Genomic DNA, 23,349 nt, shown 5'->3' with positions numbered 1-23,349 from the left:
GTCTTAGCATCTGCTTCGTTATGTCTCGCCCCGCTCTCTGCAGGGCTGCCAGCTACTCTTTATGGCTGCCACCTCCCCGCTTGACCAGGAGCGCGACCACGATGAGCGCGGCTCCGGCGACCGCTGCGGCGGCCGCGGCGTACATTGCCATATCGCCAGTCGAGGGCATAAAGCCTCCGGTGGTAATGCTAGGGGGTGTGCCGGTGGGTGTGTTGATGAGCGACACCTCCAGGCTGCCCGTCGACCCGTCCGCGCTGTCGGCGCGCAGGGGCGACTCGGCCGTGATGGTGAGCTTGGGCTTGGCGGCGGCCACCTGGTCGACGTCCAGGCCCTCGGCCTTGACCGTCACGGAGCGCGTGCCCTCAAAGGCGGTGTAGCCCTTGGGCGCCTTGAGCTCGCGGACCTCCAGCTTGCCCGAATCCACGCCCGAGACGGTCACGCGGCCGTCCTCGCCCGTGGTGACGGTGGCCTTGCCCTCCGCATCCCACGTGCCGTCGGCCGCTAGCGTGCGGCCGCGGTCGTCGGCGATGCTCAGGACCGCCCCAGCAAGCGGCTTGTCACCGTCGTTGCCGCGCTTGGTGAGCGCGAGATCCCAGGTGTAGGCGCACGCATCGTCGCTCGGCGTGCAGGTGAAGCCGGCGTCGCCCGACTGGTCGGCAAAGGGAGAGCGCGGGTAGCGCAGGTAGACCTCGTTGGGGTTGCCCTTCGCGATACCGTGATTGCATGCGCTGTTGAGCGGCGCGTTGTACACGGCGACAACGCGGGCGCCCGCGGTAAAGGCGTCGACCCCGCCGAGCGCGGCGATCAGGTCGCCGGTGCGCACGGTGAAGGTCTTGCCGTCGGCCGCCACCTTGGTGGCGCACTGGGCCGTGATGTCGGTCCAGCCCTTCGCGGGCTCGGTGCCGGCGCGGCCGTCCTTACCGGCCGAGACGGCGTCGAAGCCGCCGTCCGCGCCCGCCGCCGCGTACACGCGCATGCTCGCGGCCACCCTGGAGGGGTCGAGCCCCGCGCTCATGGTGTCGACGAACCGCACCGTATAGGTGTCGTAGGCCGTGAGCCCCGCCGGGACCGTGGCCGAGAGGCGCCAGTACAGGTCGTCGGCGACCGTGGCGTCGGCGGCCTTCTGCCAGGCGGCGGTGCTGTCCTCCAGCACATGCTTGACGACCTTGGGGGTCGCGGCCTTGGGCTTGACGGTGACGGCGCTGCCGCCCACCAGGGCCATGATCGGCGCGGTGCCGGCTTCTCCCTGAGCGATGGCGTCGTCGTCGGCGACGATGAGCCAGTAGCCGCAGGGCAGCTCGGCCGTCGTGCCCGCGTTGAGGGTCACGGACACGGCGCCAGAGCTCTGGAGGGAACGAGCGAGCTGTGCGCTCAGCGCGCTCGTAAGGTGGGAATCGGTGTTGAACCACTCGGCAGCTTCCTGCGCGGTGGTCTGGGATTTGGGCATGCCGGCGCTGTGCAGCACGGGTAGGACAGCGTCGCGCGCGGCGTCGCTTGCCCAGGCGAGGTCGGTGGCGGTCTTGGCGTCGCTGTCGCCGTCGACGACGTTGGCGCTAAAGATCTGGTAGGCGTCGTAGCTGCGCGCCACGGTGCCGCTCACCGTGATGGAACCGGTCGAGGTCGGCACGGCCTGCGCGGAAGCGGGGAACACAACCGCGCAGGTGCCGATCAGGAGGGCAAGCAGCGCAAACAAGATCGGGAAGGAGCAAACTTTCTTATTCACGACGCTTACCTCCCTTCGCATTCGCCTTGCGACGAATGTGCATCCAGGCTGCAGCGACGCAAAGCACCGCCGCGCCGGCAAGGTACGTCAGAGTGACGCCCGACATACCGGAAAGAGGCAGAGTGGTGGAGTAGGTGTTGGTGAAGGTGGAGGCGGGAATGGCGTTGGGCGCGGCGTCCTTGCCGATGGTGTTACTCACGGTGTTGCCCATGTCGTCCTTCACCTGCGTGACCGTGGTGGAGGTGGTGAGGCCGGAGTACTTGCCAGTGGTCTCATCCATGACGGCCTTCACCGTGACGGCCACCTGGTACTCGGCCTTGGAGTAGCGCAGCTTGTCGATGGCACCGGTGGTAGGCGCGACCTCCTTCACCGTGTAGGTGTAGGTCTTGGCGCCAGTCGGGTTCGAATCGTCGATCTTGGCGAGGTGCTTTTTGGAGAACGAGATACCGCCAAAGGATGCCACGGTGTCGTTGACCTTGGTGGAGCCCGCTGCGGGAGCGACGGAAATAGTCGTCGGATCAAGCTTAGGTGCGCTATCCTTATTTGCCCCCGTAGCCTCGATGCTGAACTCGAACGGCACATATTTGTCTTTATCGCCCTTCGGCCAGTCCGTATTGCGAACAGATTTGGTCACCGGGATCTTCACGGACGTAGTGGTAAGGGCGTCGGAAATGTAGACGTTGTTCCCGTCAATCGTCGGGCTCTTTCCCTCGGTCCACGTGACGAAACCGTCCTCGTTGGACACCGTGAACTCATAAACCGTGGTGTTCAAGTTGTAGCCAAACGGAGCCTGGGTCTCAACAAGCGTGTACGTACCCGGCAGCAGACCCTCGAGCTTGAACTTGCCATTCGTGACGTCGGCATCGGCCCACGTGGTCTCGCCCGAAGCCGACTGGTCGCTCACGGTCCAAGACTGCGCCTCGGTCGTACCATCGGCACCCAGTTTCGCAAGCTTCCACTCGGAACCAGCCAAAGGAGTGTATCCCTTGTCTCCTTCCTCAACCTTGGTCCAAGACACCGTACCGGTGATCTTGGTGTTGGAGATGGCGCCCGTGGTGTTGGAATCATCGAATGAAACGAGCTTATTTCCGTTCACCGTGTCCACATGACCCTGAACATAGTTCACCTGCTCGCCGGTGTTGTTCATGGTTGCGTAGTAGATGGTGTCCGACTTCTGGTAGCCCTCCGGCGCTGTCACCTCTTTGATGTAGTAGGTAAAGGCAGGGTTCATATCAGAAATTTCGGCAGTTAAATCCGCTTTCTGATTCAAATAGTTGAACTGAAGCTTGCCATCACCCGAAGCGTAATCATTTGCGCCATCGTCAGTCACCGTCACAATAGCATTTTCGCCCGCGACAGCATCCTTGACAGAACCATAGATAGCCCACGAGGAACCAGAAAGCGGCGTCTTGCCGTCCGCAGCGTCGACCTTGCTCCACGCAATGGCAGAGCCGTCCGGTGTATACGACCCGGACCACGGGAAATTGTGACGCTCTTGATCCATATCGATGACGGAAGCCGATTTGCCATCAAGATTCGTGAAATCCCACGCGACCGTGGGGTTGTACATCTCAAAGTCGCCGCCCACGTACACACGGCCGTTAGTGGTCACGTGGTCCTCGAAGCTGCCGTTGGGAACAATAATGCTACCCAACATGGCGGCTGCCGGGTCATCGTCGGTCCACTTATCATCGGCACCTCCGAGGTCTTTATTGCCCTCAAGGGCCATACCGCCTCGGATGGTGACCTGCTTGGCCGTAGTGAAGTTCCACAGGATGCTCTGGGCGGCAGTGGAGTACAGAGCCCTGAGGCGCTTAGCCTCAGGGGTGTCACCCTCCTCGTACCCGCGGGAGATTTCCTCACCGTTCCACCAGAAACGCCAACCGTGTTGGAACTCGACCGGAGCATCACCGATGATGTTGACGACCACGGAAGCGTCCTCGGGTATTCTATTGAAGCTGAAGTCAACGCCACGGTAGGTCTTGACGTCAATGGAGTTGGTAAGATCCGACGCATTGAGGTAAAAGACTTGTAGCGGAGAACCTTTGCCGTTCACATCCGCATCGCCGGTAAACGTGATGAGCTTCTCGTTGTTGACAAGGGTCACCTCGCTGGAAACGTTTTTGCCGTTAACGTCGGTATAGTTCGTCTTGCGCGTAAAGGTCTTGGGATCGCCGTTGAACGTGAGTTTGTACTGCTCCGTGTTGTTGTACTTTTTAATGAAGTATTCGGAATCATCATTGGCAACACCAACCGCAACCCCAACCTCGTCTCCTTCCGTAGCAGGAAGCTTTGCGAGAGGCTCGGAGATCTTCGCCTTTACTTCGGACTCCAGGAAATTGGTGTAATCCTTACCGTTGATGTAGAGGACTTTAGGTAGGTTGAACAGCGAACTTTGGTCCGCATTATCCCCTTCATAGTATTTGCCCTGTTTTGTCACCACAGACTGGCGCCTGTTGCCAGCATTCCAATTGTTGCCAGGATTCCAATAGGTAATGGGACCGGCGATCTGCGCGGTGTAGTCATAGCCAGTATCCTCATTCGACTTGCCGACCCAGGCACCCCTGGTCCAAGCACCAACCGTCGCAGTATTTGAGGTCGTTCCCAGACCGGTGTTCATGTTCTGAATCGAGCTGTTTATACCGGCGACCGCAAGCACCGTACTTCTGTCGACAGGACGAAACTGAGAACCAAAACCAACGGTGCCGAAACGGAAGCCATCGCCACCCCAGCTCGCCTTGATAGGATTCATGGCAAGCTTGCCACGGACCACGGTAAGGCCCTCCGCCTCAGCGGCATATGAGCCAGCGGGACCGTTCATCTCATCAAGAGTGCTCGGGTCGCTCGGCTTACCACCGATATACATGTCGCGGCCGACGTAGGTGGCCACGCCGGGATCGGGGGTGGAGACAGCGATATTCGTGCCGATGCCGATGGAAGTTGGCTTATGGATGCCCGGAGTGAGAGTGGAAGCGAGGGGTACAACGTCTTCCGCGCTTGCGGTGGAGACCGCGCTAAACGGCGACAACAGCATGCTCGCTACGAGAATGGCTGCCATAAAGCTACGTGCGGCGAACTTCTTCACTTTGAACACCCCATTACAGTTTCCTCGGTAGAAATTGTCTGGGCGTCGTTGGCGATGGCCTGCGAGATCGGGGGCATAACGAGCGACAGCACCAGGCTCAAAACGGAAGCTCCGCACAAAACACCTGCTAGTACACGATGTGCCGCTTTATTGTTCTGCTTGGATTTATCTGAATTTGCTGTCATCGATGTCTCCTCCCCAAGAGACCGCGATCTTGCTCTTTCGCGAATTAACCTTGAGCGCGCAACCTATAATTGCTCACTCACGATATGCATATTATTACTCATTGTTTAAACAACGAAAAGCCCGATTCTTTCAATTTCCTTTTTCAGAGTCTTTTTTCTTGACATTTATTCATATTATGCAGTGTTATTCAATTTTTCAACTTTGGAAAACCACAGGTAGATTTGTTGGCAAATAGAGGTACATGACACTCTGTTGTTATTTGTACAACATTTTGTTTTAACCCACTCAATCTGTGAACGGTCGACATTTGGCTGTGAGTGGTGGTTTGTCCCCGCGTCGATTCGCCTCGGGACAAAAAAGCGTCCCGACAATCGGTTGCCGGGACGCCTGATCGAACCACCACAAAGGTGCCTGTCCCCTTCGTGGTGGATTTTGTCCAACGCGCGGTGCTACAGCAGGTGCTCCTGGATAAAGATCGCGACACCGTCTTCGTCGTTGCTCGCGGTTACAAAATCGGCGGCGGCGCGGGTGGCATCGCTGCCGTTTGCCATGGCCACACCCACGCCGGCGTCGGCCACCATGCAGGTGTCGTTGTCCGCATCGCCAAACACGCAGATGTCCTGGAGCTCCATGTCGTTGAGCTCCGCCACGCGCACAAGGCCGCGCGTCTTGGACACACGCGGATCCATGAACTCGTAGAGCCGCTGCGTGGTTTGCAGAGCCGCCGCCTTAACAGTGTTATCGGCAAACGTCGACGCCCGCTCAATCACCCGCGGCATCACCTCGGGCGCCATGGTAAACATCACCTTGGGCTGCGGCTCGCGCAACAACTCGGCAAAATCGACCACCTGGTAGGGCACACCGTCGACGCGCGACAGGTGCTCGACGCACGCGTTGCTCTCGGGCACGTAGAACACGCCGTCTCGGGGGCAGACGGGCGTTGCCGGAAGGTCCGCCATGTGCTTGCAGATGCGCGCGATGGTCTCGCCCGGTAGCGGATAGCTCAGCTCGTTGATGTCGTGCGCGCGGTCGATGACCTCGGCGCCACCGCAGCCCACCAGCACGTCCACCAGGCCTTCGATGCCCCAGAGCTCGTACATGGCCTCGGTCGCATGGGCGTCGCGCCCGGTGCACAGGCCAAAGAGAACGCCGCGCTCGCGCAGGGCGCGGATCGCCGCCACGGTGCGCGGGGACACCGTGTGCTGGCTCGTGAGCAGCGTGCCGTCGATATCGCAGAACACGGCTTTGATGTGGCTGAAGGTGGTGTCCATGGGGGCCTTTCTGGGTTGTGCGGCGGTGTGGGGTGTATTCGTGAACGGCGTACATGGTATACCAAGGCGCAGGCCGTTGGGACCCGATCACCACAAAGGTGCCTGCCCCCTTGTGGTGGCCGAACCCGAAGGGTGGCCTGGCCCGAGACGCAAAGCATCACAACATTCGACGTTTTTCGGCAAAATCGCGATTTTCATCGAATGTTGTGATGGTTTTTACTGCAAAGCAAAAACCACCACAAAGGTGCCTGGCCCCTTTGTGGTGGAAATGACGTTTGCCCAGATAAAACCTGCCAAAACAAACCTGTCCCTTTTTGGCAGGTTTTAGGCTAGATGGTCTTGGATGAGGTCGCAGATGGCTCGGGCGTCGTTGATATTGATGGCTCGGGTCGCAAAGCCGGCATCGAATGCCTGGCGCGCCAGGGCTTCGTTGCAGGCAAGGGCCAGCGTGTGGCCATCGACCAGGTCGAGTGAGCTCTTGCCGCGCAGGCGATCGACGCCGGAGCGCGCGACCACGATGTTGTCGAAGCCCTCGGTCTTGTAGCCCTCGATGATCACCACGTCGACATCGTTGTAGCGCGACAGCAGCTCGCGCGCGGGCATCTCGTCCTCCTCGCGCGTGTCGGCGTACTCCGCCCAGCGCGTGGCGCAGATGAGGCCCACGTGCTTGGATCCGGCCTGGTGATGGCGCCACGTATCCTTAGCGGGTACATCGATATCAAAGCCGTGATGCCCATGATGCTTGAGCGAACCCACGCGCAGGCCGCGGCGAGTGAGCTCGGCGATAACCTTCTCGACGAGCGTGGTCTTGCCCGAGTTTTGGTAGCCGATAAACGCGATCGCGGGGACGGCCGGTGTCGGAGCTGCGGGTGCGACGGCGGCAGGTGCGCTCGCGGGCGCGGCACCGTCAGCGGCCACGGCCTCAACAGCAGCGGCCTGGCGCTCTGCACGATCCCACACGCCCGAGCGGCCGCCTTCCTTGTGCAGCAGGCGCACGTCGACGATCTCCATGCCGCGATCGACCGCCTTGCACATGTCGTAGATGGTCAGGCACGCGGCACTCGCTCCAGTCAGGGCCTCCATCTCGATACCCGTCTTGCCCGTCACGCCGGCCGTAACCAGTACGTGAAAGCCAACCTGCCCGTCTGTACGCGCCGGCGCCCAGCCCTCGGGCACGTCCTCGGCCGGCGTCCCCGCCGCAGCGATGGGCGCAATGTCGCACTTGCTCTTGGTAATGAGCAACGGATGGCACATGGGAATGATGTCGCTCGTGCGCTTGATGGCCATAATGCCCGCCACGCGCGCGCAGGCAAGTACGTCGCCCTTTTTGGCGCGGTCCTGCAGCACCATGGCCTGCGTCTCGGGGTGCATGAGGATGGTGCCCTCGGCGATGGCGATGCGATGGGTCTCGGCCTTGTCAGACACGTCGACCATGCGCACCTCGCCCTTGGCGTCCACGTGCGTCAGCTCGTCGCGACAGGCGTCGCGGGCGGGCTCGGTGGCAGCACCGGCAGTCGGCTGCGCGGCTGCGACGGCGTCGCTGTCAGTAGCCGTGACTTTGTGGGCAGACATCGCGGCCCTGCGAGCGGCCTTGGTGGCATCGGCGTACCTGCTCTTGGCCATATGATCATCCTCCGATTTGGGACATGAATCGTTGCGTGCCCTCAATTATCGCGTGTTCCTGCGGTTTGTGGGCCACGGCATCGCGCCAAATCGAAAGTACCTGCATATCATCACCACGGCGCAGCGCCTCACGCACCGAATACTCGGCATCGCTGAACAGGCACGGACGCACGTTGCCATCGGCCGTCAGGCGCAGACGGTTGCAATTCGCGCAAAAATGGTTGGACATGGCGCTAATAAAGCCAACCGTTCCCGCCGCGCCCGGAAAGTGCCAGTAGCGCGCAGGGCCCGCGCCAGCAGGAGCGTCGTTGATGTCGAGCGGCTCGAGCTCGCCCAGTCCCGCCGCCGCGGCCCCGGCATTGATGCGCGCCCGCAGCTCGTCGCTCGGCACGGTATCGCTCGCGTCCCACAGCTCGGGATTGAGCGCGGGCGTATGCGGGTCCACAGCGCAATGCGAGCTCGTGTGCTCGTCGCCGATGGGCATGTATTCGATAAAGCGCAGGTGGATGGGGCGATCAAGCGTGAGCCGCGCAAGGGCCGCCACATCCTGGTTGAGCCGGCGCACCACAACGCAGTTGACCTTAACGGGCTCAAAGCCCCAAGCCAGTGCCGCGTCGATGCCGGCCATTGTCTGCTCGAGTCGACCCAGGCGCGTGATCTTTCCAAACAGCGTAGGGTCGAGCGTATCGAGCGAGATGTTGACGCGGTTAAGCCCGGCATCTTTGAGCTGCGGTGCCAGCTTGGGCAGCAGGGCGCCGTTGGTGGTGAGCGAGACGTCCTCGATCTGCGGAATCGCGCGGATGTCGCGAATAAGCGGGATGATACGGCGGCTGACCAGCGGCTCGCCACCCGTCAGGCGCACGCGGCGAATGCCCTCCCCTGCTACCAAGCGCACAAAGCGGGCGATTTCCTCGGCGCTGAGCAGCTCGTCGTGTGCACGGGGCGCCACGCCATCGGCCGGCATGCAGTAAATGCAGCGGAAATTGCACTTGTCGGTAACGGCAATGCGCAGGTAGTTGATATCGCGGCCAAAGCCGTCATGTTGCACGCGCCCGTCCACGCAGCCCTCCCCTCACGCGGCGTTTTATTCTTCGGAAAACATAATACCCCACGAGAGAATCACGCCGACACCCGTACGACAGGACAGGTCGCTTCGAGCAAAACGGACTTTCCAAGCCCATCCTCAGCACAGACCATCACAACATTCGATGCTTTTCCCGATTTTGGCAAAAAACGTCGAATGTTGTGATGGCTTGCCTGCCCACAGCACCCCGCAGAAGGGCCGGAACGCCCCTAAAGGCCGCCGTCCCAGTGCCGAATCACGAATTCTCGCAGGTCGTTTTGACGTTTCTGGAACGCTTCGCTTCGGTCGCACTTAAGACCCATAGCGAGCGCGATGGCATTCATCGCCCGGTGCAATTGCAGCTGATGGGCAAACTGAGTCCCGGTGAGGACGATCATCCTAAAGCCCAGCGCGCTCAGCACGGTCATACGCTCCGCATCCGACGCGCTGCGCTGTTTATCAAGATGGTCCGAGCCGTTGTATTCAACCCCCGTACCGCTCGCAGGCGCATATACGTCGATCTCGAAATACCCGGCCTTTGCGAGATACTTGAACTCGTTGGGAACATCGACCCGATGGTTGAGCTCGATCTTGGCGTATCCCAGCCCGCCCTGGGAACGTTTTGCTACGACCATGATTGCGGTGGCCGTCTCCATGGGCGACCGCGCGCCATCGTGCACGTGCCTGAGCACGGCGGCCGCGCGTATGGCCCCCTGACGAGATCGGTTCTCATTGCAATAGGCAATCAAGTCGGCAACGGTATACCTCTGCCCCATCTCGATATAATCGCCTGTCGACAGATGATTCAAATGGTATCGGGCACAGATTTCGTAGCCATATTCCAGCTGCTCGGGCTCGCTCATCCACGAACCCGCTTGAACAAAGCACATGGCCTCATCAACCACTAGAAGGCCCTCTGCCACCTCGATAAGATGGCCTGGAGGTACCGGCGCTCCAAACACGTGGCACCTAAATCCAGCCGGCGTCGAGCGCTCAAAATCAAAGTTGACGAGCGTGTCGACATGATCGAGCTCTTCTCGTGGAATACCGAGCGAAACCAGATAGTCAGTAACAATCCCGACAGCCGTTGAAGCCCTCAGCCCCTTGGCATCGAGTCCCAATTTGGGCAGGCTCGCGGTCGGCTCCGCCTCGTTAGCAAGCGAGTCCTCATCGTATAGGCTGCTTGCTCGCGAGAGCGGCTCGGACGGGCGCGCCACGTTGTGGTACAGCCAGGCAGTCTTATGGGACAGGACGATCGGCAGGTCCATGAGCCCTCCAATGGAGTCGGATAACCAACCTTATTCCCCGGCCCACGGGTCCGCACACCTTCGCGCGCAAGAAAGCGATTCCACCCGGTCGAGTGGTAGAAAAACCATCACAACATTCGATGCTTTTCCCGTTTTTGGCAAAAAACGTCGAATGTTGTGATGGTTTGAGGCGAAGTGAGGGGCACGGAGGGATCAAAGCATCGTGCTCGAACGGGTTAATCCAGCTCTTTTAAGCCATGCGCCAGCTGCCAGTACTCGCCGTGCTGGGCGAGCAGCTCTTCGTGCGTGCCGCGCTCGATGATGCGGCCGTGTTCGAGGACCATGATGGCGTCGGCGTCGCGGACAGTGGACAGGCGGTGCGCGATCATAAACGTGGTGCGACCGCGCATGATGCGGTCCATACCGCGCTCGATGAGCTTTTCGGTACGCGTGTCAATGGAGCTCGTGGCCTCGTCCAGGATGAGCACCGGCGGATCGGCGACGGCCACGCGCGCGATGGCGAGCAGCTGGCGCTGGCCCTGCGACAGGTTGGCGCCATCGGCCGTGACCGGTGTGTCGTAGCCTCTAGGCAGGCGGCGGATAAACGAATCCGCGCAGGCGGCCTCGGCAGCGGCGCGCACCTCCTCGTCGGTCGCGTCGAGCTTGCCAAAGCGGATGTTCTGCGCAATGGTGCCGCTAAACAGGTGCGTATCCTGCAGCACAATGCCGAGCGACCCGCGCAGGCTGGCCTTGGCAATGTGCTTGACGTCGATGCCGTCGTACGTGATCTCGCCGTCATCGACCTCGTAGAAGCGGTTGATGAGGTTGGTAATGGTCGTCTTGCCGGCGCCCGTGGAGCCCACAAACGCAATCTTTTGCCCCGGCTTGGCAAACAGGTTGAGGTCCGTGAGCACGCGGGCGCCCGGCACGTAGGAAAAGTCCACGGCATGGAAGCGCACGTCGCCGGCAAGCGGGACCAAGCCGCACGTGAGCTCGGTGCCGTCGGCGGCCACCGCGCGGCCCGACTCATCAACGGCTGCCACGTCATGCAGGTGCCCATAGACGCCCACGCCCTGGCCCTCGGGAATCTTCCACGCCCACGCGGCGTCGCCCGTCTGCACCAGCTCCACGCAGCCCTCGTCCACCTCGGGCTCAAGGTCCATAGCCGCAAACAGGCGCTCGGCACCGGCCAACGCGTTGAGCAAGAAGTTGCCGAGCTGCGTAAACTGGTTGATGGGCATGGCGGCCTGGCGCACAAAGACCAGGTAGCTTGCAAGTGCGCCCACATCGGCGAGCCCCTTGATGCAGAGCATGCCGCCCGCCACGGCGACGATGGCATAGTTGACGTAACCAATCACGACGGTCATGGGCACCATGGAGTTGGCATAGCTCACGGCGGCGGTACCGGTGCGGCAAAGCTCGTCGTTGCGGCAGGTGAAGCCGGCGACATTCGCTGCCTCACGGTTAAAGACCTTGATGACCTTTTGGCCCGAGACCATCTCTTCGATATATCCGTCCAGGTCGCCAAGCGATGCCTGCTGGGCAGCAAAGAAACGCTTAGAGCGCGCGCCCGAGTAGCGCGCATACAGCACAATGGCCGCATCGCACACGAGTGTGATAATCGTGAGCTGCCAGTTAAGGATGATGAGCATAGCCGTGGTGCCCACAACCTGAATGGCGGCCTGAATCACGTTGGCAAAGCTGTTGTTGAGCGCCTCGGAGACGGTGTCGACGTCGTTGGTGAAAAAACTCATGATGTCGCCCGAGCGCGTGCTGTCAAAATAACTGAGCGGCAGCGTCTGGATGTGCGCGAACAGGTCGCGGCGAATATCGGACACCACGTGTTGGGCCGCGCGCACCATGATCTGTGAGTAGCCCAGGGCCGAGAGCACGCCCACGGCGTAGATGATCGCCGTCAGGATGACCTGCTTGGCGAGCAGTTCCTCCCCGCCCGTGGCCAAACCGTTAACGATGGGGCGCACCATGTAGGTGCCGGCGAGGCTCGCGATGGCGGCAACGGAGGCGAGCACGCCCACCGCGAGCAACGAGAACTTGGCATGCCCCATGTAGGAGAGCAAGCGGCGCACAGTGCGCTTGAGGTCGGCCGGGCGTGCTTGGGCTGCGGTCTTAGGCATGACGCTCACCCCCTTCCAAGGGCGATCCGCATGCGACGGAGGAAAACGGATCATTCGCGCAACCATCGTCGCTGCCGTCGCCGGCGTCCGCGTTCCTCGCAAACTCCATCTGCGAGGCATAAATCTCCTGGTATATGTTGTCGCCCGCTAGCAGTTCCTCGTGCGTGCCCACGCCGTGGACACGACCGTCGTCCAATACCACAATGCGATCGGCATCCATGACGCTCGCGATGCGCTGGGCGATGATGAGCACGGTCGTATCGGAAATCCGGGCGATGTGCTCGCGAATCTTAGCGTCGGTCGCCATATCGACCGCGCTGGTGGAGTCATCAAAAATGAGCACGCGCGGATGCTTGAGCAGCGTGCGCGCGATGCACAGGCGTTGCTTCTGGCCACCCGAGACACCGGCGCCGCCTTGGCCCAACTCGCCGTCGAGTCCGCCGATGCGATCAAGGAACTCGTCCACGCACGCCGCGCGGCAAGCCGCGAGGAGCTCATCGTCCGACGCCTGCGGATTACCCCACTGCAGGTTCTCGCGCACGGTGCCCGTGAACAGCACATTCTTTTGCAGCACAATGCCCACGGCATCGCGTAAGGTCGCGAGGTCGTAGTCGCGCACGTCGTGTCCGCCCACAAGCACGGTGCCCTCAGTGGCGTCGTACAGGCGCGCAATCAGCTGTACAAGCGAACTCTTGCCCGAGCCCGTGCCGCCGAGGATGCCCACCGTCGAGCCGCTCTCGATGCGAAGGTCGATATGCTCGAGCACATCCTCGGCAGCATCCGCGCGGTATTTAAACGACACGTCGCGAAACTCGATACTGCCGTCCGTTGGCGCCGCAGTCGCGAGGTCCCCCGCAGGATTGGCGATAAAGGGCTCTTCATCGAGCACCTCTGCGATACGGCCCACACTCGTAAGAGCGCGCGTGAGCAGCAAAAACACGTTGGAAATCATCATGAGCGAATTCATGATCAGCAGCACGTAGCTCATAAAGCCCGTGAGCGAGCCCACGCCCAGCTTGCCGGCGAGAATCATGCGGCCGCCAATCCACAGGATGGAGAGCGCAGCCACGTACATCGACAGCTGAAACACCGGCAGGTTGAGCACCGCGCTGCCAAAGGTCTTTGTCGCAGTGCGCGCAAGCTCGGTATTGACTGCGTCGAACTTGGCCTCCTCGTGCTCGGTACGAACGTAGGCCTTGACGGCACGCACGGCGGTGAGGTCTTCCTGTACCACGCCGTTGAGGTGGTCCATCGAGGTCTGGAGTTGGCGGTAGAGCGGACTGACGCGATAGGTGATGACGCCCAGTACGATTGCCAGCACGGGCAAGATGATCGCAAAGACGGTGGCGAGCGGGCGCGACAGCATCAGCGCGTAGATAAGGCCGACGATAAGCGTCACCGGGCCGCGCACCATAGGGCGAAAGCCGTTGCCCACAGCATTTTGGATAACGGTGATGTCCGTGGTCATGCGGGTGACGAGCGAGCTGGCGTCGTAGTTGTCCAGGTTACCAAAAGCGAGCGTCTGAATCTTTTTGTACTCGGCCTCGCGCAGGTTAGCGCCTAGGCCCGAGGCAACGCGGGCGGACGTGCGGGCATAACCCAAGCCCAGTACCAGCGAAAGCGCAGCGCACACCAACATGTACGCGCCCTGCAGCAGCATGTAGTTGATATCACCCGCAGGCACGCCCACATCGATGATGTTGGCCATGATGACCGGGATAAACAGCTCGAGCACCGTCTCGACCGACACAAAGAACACGCCGAGGATGGCATCGCGACGGTATGCCCCTAGATAGGAAAACAGTATTTTGAGATTGCGCACGCAGGTTCAACCCCCATCAAACGTTGTTCGCAAACGCACGTATTATTGCGCGCCGAATAATGGTGTCAAGTATTCCGAAATCGTTTTCTGCAAGGTTAGCGACGGCGGCGAGTTCTCGTGACGTGTGTCCATATTCACTCGGAATAATGGTGCGCGAGACTTTTTCGCTTCGGCGTCAACACAAACCTTGACTCTACAATCGTTGTAGGGTTTTCACTACACTGGTACGTAAACAAACCCAGCCAGAAAGCCCCGCCCATGGAACACGACCTCACACGCGGCAATGTCCTTAAGACCATCGCGGTCTTTGCCCTGCCCTATATGCTCTCGTACTTTTTGCAGATGCTCTACGGCATGGCCGATCTGTACATGATGGGGCAGTTTAGCGGCGCCACCGGCATCACCGCCGTGGGTAATGGCGCGCAGACGCTCTATATCATTACCGTGACGCTCGTGGGTCTGGCCATGGGAACGACGGTCATCGTCGGCCACGCCGTGGGTTCGCGTCGCTTCGATCGCGCCGAGACCACCATCGGCAACACCATCACGCTGTTTATGGGTGTCTCGGTGGTGCTGGCTGTTGTCCTGCTTGCACTGTGCCCGCAGATCGTGGCACTCATTGGCACGCCGGCCGAGGCAGTCGAAGGAACCGCCGCCTACCTGCGTATCTGCTTTATCGGCATTCCCTTTATCGCCGCGTACAACATCCTCTCGGCCATCTTTCGCGGGCTGGGCGATTCGCGCTCGCCTATGTACGTGATCGGCGTGGCGTGCATCATTAATATCGCGCTCGACTTTCTGTTTATCGGCCACATGGGGCTCGGCCCCGTGGGTGCGGCACTCGGCACAGTAACCGCCCAGACGGCAAGCGTTGCCCTCGCGCTCGTCTGGCTCAAGAGCCGCCGCACGAACATCCACGTTAAGCGCAGCGACCTGCGCCCCCAGCCCGAGGTGCTCGGCAGCATTCTTAAGATCGGCGTGCCCGTGGCCGTGCAGGACGGCTGCATCCAGGTGGCGTTTATGTTTATCACCGTCATCGCCAACCATCGAGGGCTCGTTGACGCCGCTGCCGTGGGCCTGGTCGAGAAGATGATCAGCTTTTTGTTCATCGTCCCGAGCTCCATGGGCGCCACCGTCAGCGCACTCACAGCGCAAAATGCCGGCGCGGGCAAGGGCGACCGCGCGCGCCAGGTACTCAAAGACGCCATGACCATCTCGGTAGTGTACGGCTGTCTGATCACAACGCTGATGTGGCTGGTGGCACCGACGTTTATCGGCTTTTTTGCCAAGGACGCCGCGGTGGTCGCGGCCGGCACCGGCTATATGCACAGTTATATTTTCGATGCAATCTTTGCCGGCATCCACATTTGCTTTAGCGGCTTTTTCGCTGCATACGGCAAGAGCTACATCGGCTTTGCGCACAACGTGCTGGCCGTGGCACTCATTCGCGTGCCCGGTGCATGGCTGCTGTCGAACGCCTATTCCGACACGCTCTTTCCCATGGGCATCGCGTCGCCGTGCGGGTCGATTTTGTCGGCAGTCATTTGCGTTGTCGCGTTTACCGTACTCAACCGGCGCGGGGCTTTTGACAAGCTGGCAGCGTAGCGGGGCAACGCGAGATCGCCCTGATCGACGACATCATCAGCGACGACCCCACAACCTACGTGACACAGATCACGGTGCCGGTTGCCCCAGCAAAGTAAAAACCGCCCGGAAGGCATCGTGCTTCCGGGCGGTTCTTCAATTTGACTATTGATGCACTAAGCCTGGGGTACCTCACCAGTCGCCAGGATCTGCTCGAGTGCGTCCTCATCCAGCACGGGTACGCCCAGCTGCTCGGCTTTGGTGAGCTTGGAGCCCGCTTTGGGGCCGGCGACTAGATAGCTCGTCTTCTTCGAAACACTGCCCGAGACCTTGGCACCAAGCACCTTGAGCGCCGCGCCTGCCTCGTCGCGGGTGCGGTTGACGAGCGTGCCGGTGAGCACGAAGGTCAGACCCGCGAGTGGCTGTGCGTCGGCGAGCTCGCCCGCCACGCCAGCGTCGGCTGCGGCTTGCGCGTGCGCGGCGCCCAAGTCGACCTCGAGCGAAAGGCCCGCCTGGCGCAGGCGCTCCAGCACGGCAAGGTTCTCGGGCACGGCCAGGAACTGCTTGACGCTCGCCGCAATCTTGGGACCGATGCCCTCGCACTCGGCGATGTCCTCTTCGCTCGCCAAGATGAGCTTGTCAATCGACAGGAATCGCTCGGCGATGACCTCGCCCACGCTCTTGCCCACGTGGCGGATGCCCAGGGCAAACAGCACGCGACCGAGCGGCTGGCTCTTGGACTTGTTGAGCTCGGCGATGATTTTCTCGGCCGTCTTGAGGCCTACCGGAATGGGGTCGCCCTTCTTGACGCCCTTTTTGCTGTTGGAGCTGGCATAGGTGCGCCCCGTGTCCAGGCCTGCGATGTCGTCGACCGTGAGCTGGTAGAAGTCCGCGACATCGTGGATCAGGCCGGCGGCAATCATCTTGTCGACGATCTCGTCGCCCAGGCCGTCGACGTCCATGCAGCCGCGACTCACCCAATGGAGCAGGCGCTCCTTGAGCTGCGCGGGGCAGTCGATGGACACGCAGCGGTAGGCAACCTCGCCATCCTCATGGACCACGGGGCTGCCGCACACGGGGCAGACCTCGGGCATGTGCCAGTCGACCGAATCGGCCGGGCGCTTGTCGAGCACCGGCCCCACGACCTCGGGGATCACGTCACCCGCCTTGTGCACGATGATGGTGTCGCCCTCGCGCACGTTTTTGCGGCGAATCTCGTCGATGTTGTGCAGCGTGGCGCGCGCGATGGTGGAGCCGGCAACCATCACCGGGTCGAACTCGGCGACCGGCGTGAGCACGCCGGTGCGGCCCACCTGGATGCGAATTTCGCGCAGGACGGTCTGCTTTTCCTCGGGCGGGAACTTAAAGGCGATGGCCCAGCGCGGTACGCGGGCAGTAAAGCCCAGGTCAAGCTGCTGCTGAAAGCTGTCGACCTTTACGACCACGCCGTCGATGTCGTAGTCCAGGTCACCGCGGTGCTCGAGCGCCTGGGCGCAGAACTCGTGGACCTCGGCCGGCGTGGCGCAGCATGCCACGTTGGGGTTGACGCTAAAGCCGGCGCTACGCAGCCAATCGAGGAACTCGCGCTGGCTGTGGACGCGCAGCGGGTCGGTATCGGCGATGGCATAGATAAAGGTGGCCAGGTCGCGGCGTGCCGTGATCTTGGGGTCCTTTTGGCGCAGGCTGCCGGCGGCAGCGTTGCGCGGGTTGGCGAAGGGGTCGCGACCCTCGGCATCGGCCTCGTCGTTCAGACGAACAAAGCTGCCCTTAGGCATGTAGACCTCGCCGCGCACCTCAATGGTGCGCTCGCGGTCGGCGCCCATGTGAGCGAGCGCCGGCTCGGACAGGTGCATGGGCACATCCTTGATGGTGCGGACGTTGAGCGACACGTCCTCCCCCGTGGTGCCGTCGCCGCGCGTGGCGGCGCGCACAAAGGTGCCGTTTTGATAGGTAAGCGCGACGCCCAGGCCGTCAATCTTTAGCTCGCAGGTATAGGTGACGCTGCCGGCACCAAGCGCGTCCTCGGTGCGCTGGAGCCATGCGTCGAGTTCGTCCAGATCCATAGCATCGTCCATGGAATACATGCGCGCCATGTGCGTGACCGGCGTAAACTGCTCGCTCACGTAGCCGCCCACGCGCTGGGTATAGCTGTCGGGCGTTACCAGATCGGGGTAGGTCGCCTCGATTTCCTGCAGCTCAACGAGCATTTTGTCAAAGGCGGCGTCCGTGATCTCGGGCGCATCGAGCATGTAGTAGCGGTAGGCGTGGTAATCGAGCTCGTGACGCAGCTCGGCCGCACGCGCTGCCGCCCGGGCACGGGCATCGGCCGGTGCGGTGGCTTCCGCGATCGCGGGCGTTTCGGTATCGATGTCCACGCCGTCACCAAACAGGCTCGATTGCTCCATAGCGGCACTCCTTCGCTCGATTTCAAACGGATACAAGAGTACCACCGGTCGCGATGGAGCCAAATCGCCCTTTCCAACCGCACCGAATCGGCAGCCGCCAGACCGGGTGGATCGCGCAATCAAACCATGCCCTTGCCATTTCCAAATGGTCCGTTTTCCTCCGTCCCCAACGGATCAATAAGAAAAGAGGGGCTGTCCCACACTTGTCGGGACAGCCCCCTCTGGCATCGGCATGTGCGATACGGCTCGTTAGTAACCCTGGCCGTAGCCCTGACCCTGGCCCTGCTGGCCTAACAGCTCCTCCAGGTACTGGCGCAGCTGCTCGTCGGTAATACCGCCGTTGCCGGTGTCGGTCGAACTGTCGTCCTGCTGCTGGTTCTGCAGCTCCTCATCGGAGCCCAGCTCAACCGTGACCTTTTTCTCTTCCTTGCCACGCATGAGTGTGATCTCGACCTTCTCGCCCACCTCGTGGCTGCGCAGTGCGATGATCAGGCCATCGGCGCTCGTGATCTCGTCGTCGCCCAGCTTGGTGATGACGTCGCCCTCCTGAATGCCGGCCTTGGCAGCAGGACCGTCCTCGACGACACTTGCCACATACGCGCCGCTATCGGTGCTCAGCTTGTTAGTGCGGGCGTTAAGCGCATTGACGCTCGAAAGCGTAGCGCCCATGTACGGATGCACCGGCGTCTTGCCGTCGATAATCTGGTCGGCAATGTTCTTGGCGTAGTTAACGGGAATAGCAAAGCCAACGCCCGAGCTGGAGCCCGAGTAGCTCTCGATGAGCGAGTTGATACCCACGAGCTCGCCGTTGTCGTTGACGAGCGCGCCACCGGAGTTGCCCGGGTTGATGGCGGCATCGGTCTGGATCATGTTGGCGTAGATGGTGTTGCCGCTGGTAGAGCTCATGGCCGTGGAGCGGTAGAGCGCCGAGACGATACCGGTGGAGACAGACTGCTCGTTGCCGAACGGCGAGCCGATCGCCATGACCCACTCGCCCACGTTGAGCTTGGAGGAGTCACCGATCTCGATCGGCGTGAGCTTGGAGGCGTCGGCGTCCTTGAGTTTGATGACGGCTAGGTCGCTCGAAGCATCGTTGCCCACGAACTCGGCCTCGTAGGTGGTGCCGTCGTCCATGGTCACCACGTACTGGTCATAGCCATCGACCACGTGGTTGTTGGTGAGGATGTGGCCCTCGGTATCGAGCACCACGCCCGAACCGACGCTGCCCGAACTATCCGACTCGTCGGCAGACTGCGAAAGCGAGCCTTTCTGGCTACCGCTCGAAGTGGCGGTAATGGAAACCACGGAGGGCAATGCCTTGGCAGAAACGGCCTCGGCCAACGTGGTGTCCTCGGAGTCAATGGTGATCTTTTGCGTCGACGAACCCGAAGCACCCGCCGTCACGGCATTCTTGCCGCCACCGATATCGAGCGTGCCGCTCATAATGAGCGCAATGACCAGCAGGGCTCCGCAGGCACAGCCGGCAAGCGCCGTAATAAAGATCGGCAGCTTTTTGGTCTTGGTCTTGACCACCGTGTGCTTGTTCACGACCTGCTGGCCACCCAGCGGCTTGCCGGTCTGCGTGTCGTAGGCCTGCACGTAGGGAATGTTACTGCCGGCAGGCGTCGACTCCACCTGCACACGCGGCTGCTGCTGGGTCTCGCCGGCGTTGCCCGCATCCTGGGGACGCTGGGAATCGTACTCGCTCATGGCTGCGATCCTTTCGTCAAATAACCAAAGGCCCGCCAAACATGTGGCGGGCCATCATTGTTCACGTTGAGTTGTACCCCAATATGCGGGCGCAAGTGTATGAGAACGCAATCTTTTAGGAAGGCTTAAGTTCTGCCGCAGACCCGAAAGGAATCCATACCTGCGTCAAAACCACCACAAAAGTGCCTGTCCCCTTTGTGGTGGAAATCTAGTCCTTAAACAGATAGCCCACGCCGCGGACGGTGGTGATGTGCGCCGCGATCTGCGGGCCCACCTTGGAGCGGATGCGTCGAATGTGCACGTCGACGGTGCGCGTGCCGCCGCAGTACTCAAAGCCCCATACGCGGTGCAGCAGCACCTCGCGGCTGTAGGCGCGGTTGGGGTGCGTCGCCAAAAAGCTCAGCAGCGAGTACTCCATCAGCGTCAGGTCGATGGGCTCGCCATCGAGCGTCACCTGGTAGGTAGCCAGGTTGATCTCGAGGTTATCGATGTTGAGCACATCGTCGGCGGTAACGGTCTCCTCCTCGCCCATCAAGCGCTGCGCGCGAGCCTTGAGCTCGTTGGGCGTCGCCGTGGGGCACACAAAGTCGGCATGCGCGTGATTCGGCAGGCGCAGGGTGCCAAGGGCCTCATCGTCGACGATCACCAGCATGGGGACGCCGCCGCGATCGTCAAGCCACTTGGCAATCTGATCGATGCGGTCGCTGCGAATGCCGTCGGAATCGAGGATCAGCAGGTCAAAGTCGTGCGCCGCAGTCGGCGAATCGGGGGTTGCCAGGCTCACCTCGACACCCAGGGTGGTCGTCAAGCTGCGGGCAAACTCGTGGAAGCGCGTCGTGCGCGCCATGAACAGGGCACTCTTTTCGGACATATCGGCCTCCAAAGAAATGAGCTCAATCGTACTGGAACAAGCCAGCGCGATTAGGAGTTCGCCAGGTAGTGCTTGATCTCCCACTCGGTGATCGTAGACTCAAACTTATGCCACTCGTCGCGCTTCTTTTTGAGGAAGAAGCTGTGGATGTGCTCGCCGAGGGCATCCTTCATAAACTGCGAGTCCTCAAACACGTCGAGCGCCTCTTTGAGCGAGCGCGGCAGCGGCGTGTAGCCGGCCTCGACCATCTGACGGTCGGTGAGCTTGAGCGTCTCGGCCGTTGCCTCGGGCGGGAGTTCCAGCTTGCGCTCGATGCCGTCCAGACCAGCCGCCAGCGTGACGGCGTTGACCAGGTACGGGTTGGCCATGGGGTCGGGGCTACGAAGCTCGATGCGCGTGGACAGCTGCTTGCCGGGCTTGTAGACCGGGATGCGGACCATGCTCGCGCGGTTGCGCAGGCCCCACGTGGCGTACTGCGGCACGGAATCGCCGCCCGTGGTGATGCGCTTGTACGAGTTGACCGTGGGGTTAGTGATAGCGCTGATCTCGCGCGCGTGTGCCAGAATGCCGGCCATGTAGTGCTTGGCGATATCGGAGAGGTGATACTTCTCGTCGTCCTCGCCCCAAAAGACGTTGTTGCCGTCGTGGTCGAATAGCGACTGGCACAGGAACATAGCGCTGCCGTCCTCGCCCGCCAGCGGCTTGGGCATAAAGGAGGCGTGGCACCCGCTCTCGTAAGCCTGCTGCTTAATGATGAGTTTGGCCGTGGTGATGGCGTCGGACATGCTCAGGGCCTCGGCGTGGCGCAGGCTCATGCCGTGCTGCGAGCGACCGGCGGCGTGGAAGGTGTACTCCACGGGCACGGACATCTTCTCGAGCGTAAGGACCGTGTTGCGGCGCAGGTCGCGGGCGGCATCGCTCACCGAAAGATCGAAGTAGCCCACGTTGTCGAGCGGCTCGGGCGTGTGCTCGTCGGGGAAGTAGTAATACTCCAGCTCGGCGCCCACGTTGAGCAGATAGCCAGCCTTCTCGGCCTTGCGGAACATGCGGCGCAGGGCATCGCGTGGATCGCCGGCAAAGGGCTTGCAATCGGGAGTGCACACGTCGCAGAACACGCGGGCGACGCCGTTGTGGCTCGGGCGCCACGGCAGGATCTGGAAGGTCGAAGCATCGGGAAACGCCAGCATGTCGGCTTCCTCGGGCGTGGCAAAGCCCTCGATGGCGGAGCCGTCAAAGCCAATACCCTCCTCAAAAGCGACCTCGAGGTCCTCGGGGCTAATGGCAAAGTTCTTGAGGCGGCCGAGAATGTCGACAAACCACAGACGAACAAAGCGGATGTCACGCTGCTCTACGGAGCGGAGTACGTAATCGATGTTCTGCTGGTTCATGTCGCTCCCCTTTCTTTCGGGCGGGTTTCGACTGGTCTATATCGCAGATACTATCGCAGAAAAATGTTTCCGCAGGGTTAAAGCGTATCAAGCGCTCAAAAAACGTGCGCGAACAGGCCGTTGCGAACGAGCGGTTAGCGCGAGGTCGATGCGCGGTGTTCGATGTGGCCGGGGATCTCGATGCGTTTGGGCGCCAGCTTTGCGGCCTCGCCCACAGTAGTGGTAACAACGTCGATGCGCTCGGACAGGCGCTCGACCACGCGCTCGGCGATGGTAAGGGTGTCTTGCGCGGCCGTGGTCACGCCGCCAAAGAGCACGTGATTCCAGGGGTAATCGTCAAACGTTGCGATCTTGAGACCCGCCGGCAGCGAGGGACCAAGCTGCGCCAGTGCCTCGGTCAGACGCAGGAAAACCAGGCCGTTGACGGCAATGAGGCCGAGCTTTTTGCCTGCATAGCCGCGGATGGTCTCGTCCAAGCGACCGACGCCCGTGGCGCCACCGTCGGCCAGGGTGACGACCTCGCCCGCAAGGCCGCGGCGCGAAAGCTCGTCGGCAAAGGCCTCGGCGCGCTCTCGACGCACGGGGCTATCGTCACTTGCCTCGGTGAGCAGGCACAGACGCTCGCTGCCCGCAGCTGCCAAGGCATCTACCAAGCCGGCGACCAGCTCACGGTTGTTAGATGTCACCAGGTCAACACCGCCGTCGGCAACGTCGCGGTCGAGCAGCACAACGGGCAGACGTCCCGCTGCCGCGGCGATCGCCTCGTCATTGCCTCCGCAGGTGTTGACGACCAGGCCGTCCACGCCGGCATCGATAAGTCTGGTGAGCGACTCCGCTTCCTTAGCGGGGTCGTTGCCGCTAATGGCCGTCATGAGCGAGCAGCCGCGCGCCGCGGCGCTGGCGGAAAGGCCCTCGAGCATGGCGCTCGAGAACGGGTTGGCGATGTCAGCCAGAATCACACCGATGAGGTTCGTACGCGAGCTGCGCAGATTGCGCGCGGCGGCACGTGGGCGATAGCCGGTGCGCTCGATAACTGCCGCGATGCGAGCACGGGTCTCCTCGGTCATTTGCCCGGGGCGGTTGTTGAGGTAGCGCGAGACCGTGGCCGGACTCACGCCCGCCTCGGCGGCAATGTCCTTGATTCTCATCTGCGCCATAACGCACCCCGTTTCCCAATTGTCGGCGATCTGAGCCATTTTAGGCATTTTTTTAAAAATCTCGGTTGCAAAACGCTGT

Annotated in this window: 16 protein-coding genes; 2 read left to right on the top strand and 14 right to left on the bottom strand. The window is 61.5% G+C overall.

Annotation, left to right across the window (positions count from 1 at the left end):
- Positions 1-52 precede the first annotated feature (52 nt).
- The 4 genes from I2G40_RS00895 to I2G40_RS00880 form a co-directional block, all read right to left on the bottom strand.
- Positions 53-1,723 carry an isopeptide-forming domain-containing fimbrial protein gene (locus I2G40_RS00895; RefSeq protein WP_195543873.1) on the bottom strand — a complete coding sequence of 557 codons (1,671 nt, stop codon included), beginning with the start codon at positions 1,721-1,723 and terminating at the stop codon, positions 53-55.
- Positions 1,716-4,817, bottom strand: a complete 3,102-nt coding sequence (locus I2G40_RS09745) for a SpaA isopeptide-forming pilin-related protein (RefSeq protein ID WP_195543872.1) — start codon at positions 4,815-4,817, stop codon at positions 1,716-1,718. The genes I2G40_RS00895 and I2G40_RS09745 overlap by 8 nt, the downstream gene beginning before the upstream one ends.
- Complete coding sequence (locus I2G40_RS00885; protein WP_195543871.1) at positions 4,805-4,993, bottom strand: hypothetical protein; 189 nt, start codon at positions 4,991-4,993, stop codon at positions 4,805-4,807. The genes I2G40_RS09745 and I2G40_RS00885 overlap by 13 nt, the downstream gene beginning before the upstream one ends.
- A 450-nt stretch (positions 4,994-5,443) precedes the next feature.
- Positions 5,444-6,265 (bottom strand): HAD family hydrolase, encoded by an 822-nt coding sequence (locus tag I2G40_RS00880; RefSeq protein WP_195543870.1) that lies wholly within the window; start codon positions 6,263-6,265, stop codon positions 5,444-5,446.
- On the opposite strand from I2G40_RS00880, the gene I2G40_RS00875 reads away from it, so the two are divergent.
- Positions 6,264-6,593, top strand: a complete 330-nt coding sequence (locus I2G40_RS00875; RefSeq protein ID WP_195543869.1) for a hypothetical protein — start codon at positions 6,264-6,266, stop codon at positions 6,591-6,593. The two genes, I2G40_RS00880 and I2G40_RS00875, sit on opposite strands and share 2 nt — an antisense overlap.
- On the opposite strand, the gene mobB is transcribed toward I2G40_RS00875, so the two are convergent.
- The 5 genes from mobB to I2G40_RS00850 form a co-directional block, all read right to left on the bottom strand.
- Entirely contained in the window at positions 6,590-7,888 is a 1,299-nt protein-coding gene (gene mobB, locus I2G40_RS09800; protein ID WP_195543868.1) for a molybdopterin-guanine dinucleotide biosynthesis protein B, read from the bottom strand. The genes I2G40_RS00875 and mobB overlap by 4 nt on opposite strands.
- Positions 7,889-7,892: 4 nt before the next feature.
- A complete protein-coding gene (gene moaA / locus I2G40_RS00865) occupies positions 7,893-8,948 on the bottom strand; it encodes a GTP 3',8-cyclase MoaA (RefSeq protein WP_324252545.1) in 1,056 nt (351 codons plus the stop codon).
- A gap of 233 nt (positions 8,949-9,181) precedes the next feature.
- A complete protein-coding gene (locus tag I2G40_RS00860; RefSeq protein WP_195543867.1) occupies positions 9,182-10,219 on the bottom strand; it encodes a hypothetical protein in 1,038 nt (345 codons plus the stop codon).
- Positions 10,220-10,434: 215 nt separating this feature from the next.
- On the bottom strand, positions 10,435-12,333 hold the full coding sequence (locus tag I2G40_RS00855; RefSeq protein ID WP_195543866.1) for an ABC transporter ATP-binding protein: 1,899 nt from the start codon (positions 12,331-12,333) through the stop codon (positions 10,435-10,437).
- Positions 12,326-14,155 (bottom strand): ABC transporter ATP-binding protein, encoded by a 1,830-nt coding sequence (locus I2G40_RS00850; protein WP_195543865.1) that lies wholly within the window; start codon positions 14,153-14,155, stop codon positions 12,326-12,328. The genes I2G40_RS00855 and I2G40_RS00850 overlap by 8 nt, the downstream gene beginning before the upstream one ends.
- A 258-nt stretch (positions 14,156-14,413) precedes the next feature.
- Here I2G40_RS00850 and I2G40_RS00845 point away from each other — a divergent pair, with 258 nt between their 5' ends.
- Positions 14,414-15,760, top strand: coding sequence for an MATE family efflux transporter (locus I2G40_RS00845; RefSeq protein ID WP_195543864.1), 1,347 nt, complete (start codon positions 14,414-14,416; stop codon positions 15,758-15,760).
- A 155-nt stretch (positions 15,761-15,915) separates the two neighbouring features.
- Here I2G40_RS00845 and ligA read toward each other — a convergent pair whose 3' ends face one another.
- From ligA to I2G40_RS00820, 5 genes are all read right to left on the bottom strand, one after another.
- A complete protein-coding gene (gene ligA, locus I2G40_RS00840) occupies positions 15,916-18,144 on the bottom strand; it encodes an NAD-dependent DNA ligase LigA (RefSeq protein ID WP_195543863.1) in 2,229 nt (742 codons plus the stop codon).
- A gap of 249 nt (positions 18,145-18,393) precedes the next feature.
- The gene (locus I2G40_RS00835; RefSeq protein ID WP_195543862.1) at positions 18,394-19,854 is read right to left on the bottom strand and encodes a S1C family serine protease; all 1,461 of its coding nucleotides are present in this window, start codon (positions 19,852-19,854) and stop codon (positions 18,394-18,396) included.
- A gap of 208 nt (positions 19,855-20,062) precedes the next feature.
- Positions 20,063-20,725, bottom strand: a complete 663-nt coding sequence (locus tag I2G40_RS00830) for a response regulator transcription factor (RefSeq protein ID WP_195543861.1) — start codon at positions 20,723-20,725, stop codon at positions 20,063-20,065.
- A 50-nt stretch (positions 20,726-20,775) separates the two neighbouring features.
- Positions 20,776-22,113, bottom strand: a complete 1,338-nt coding sequence (locus I2G40_RS00825) for a glutamine synthetase family protein (RefSeq protein ID WP_117770060.1) — start codon at positions 22,111-22,113, stop codon at positions 20,776-20,778.
- A gap of 134 nt (positions 22,114-22,247) precedes the next feature.
- Complete coding sequence (locus tag I2G40_RS00820; RefSeq protein ID WP_195543860.1) at positions 22,248-23,270, bottom strand: LacI family DNA-binding transcriptional regulator; 1,023 nt, start codon at positions 23,268-23,270, stop codon at positions 22,248-22,250.
- Positions 23,271-23,349: the final 79 nt, after the last annotated feature.

The sequence above is a fragment of the Collinsella aerofaciens genome, from assembly GCF_015558785.1.
Classification (GTDB): Bacteria; Actinomycetota; Coriobacteriia; order Coriobacteriales; family Coriobacteriaceae; genus Collinsella; species Collinsella aerofaciens_P.
Note: the sequence above shows the minus strand (reverse complement) of the source record. Positions and strands in the feature narration are given on the sequence as shown.

Bases quoted from the DNA above. Each gene is read 5' to 3' on its own strand.
- I2G40_RS00885 (WP_195543871.1), bottom strand. From the start codon at position 4,993: ATGACAGCAAATTCAGATAAATCCAAGCAGAACAATAAAGCGGCACAT.
- I2G40_RS00875 (WP_195543869.1), top strand. From the start codon at position 6,264: ATGGGGGCCTTTCTGGGTTGTGCGGCGGTGTGGGGTGTATTCGTGAAC.
- I2G40_RS00880 (WP_195543870.1), bottom strand. From the start codon at position 6,265: ATGGACACCACCTTCAGCCACATCAAAGCCGTGTTCTGCGATATCGAC.
- mobB (WP_195543868.1), bottom strand. From the start codon at position 7,888: ATGGCCAAGAGCAGGTACGCCGATGCCACCAAGGCCGCTCGCAGGGCC.
- I2G40_RS00860 (WP_195543867.1), bottom strand. From the start codon at position 10,219: ATGGACCTGCCGATCGTCCTGTCCCATAAGACTGCCTGGCTGTACCAC.
- I2G40_RS00855 (WP_195543866.1), bottom strand. From the start codon at position 12,333: ATGCCTAAGACCGCAGCCCAAGCACGCCCGGCCGACCTCAAGCGCACT.
- I2G40_RS00845 (WP_195543864.1), top strand. From the start codon at position 14,414: ATGGAACACGACCTCACACGCGGCAATGTCCTTAAGACCATCGCGGTC.
- ligA (WP_195543863.1), bottom strand. From the start codon at position 18,144: ATGGAGCAATCGAGCCTGTTTGGTGACGGCGTGGACATCGATACCGAA.
- I2G40_RS00835 (WP_195543862.1), bottom strand. From the start codon at position 19,854: ATGAGCGAGTACGATTCCCAGCGTCCCCAGGATGCGGGCAACGCCGGC.
- I2G40_RS00830 (WP_195543861.1), bottom strand. From the start codon at position 20,725: ATGTCCGAAAAGAGTGCCCTGTTCATGGCGCGCACGACGCGCTTCCAC.
- I2G40_RS00825 (WP_117770060.1), bottom strand. From the start codon at position 22,113: ATGAACCAGCAGAACATCGATTACGTACTCCGCTCCGTAGAGCAGCGT.
- I2G40_RS00820 (WP_195543860.1), bottom strand. From the start codon at position 23,270: ATGGCGCAGATGAGAATCAAGGACATTGCCGCCGAGGCGGGCGTGAGT.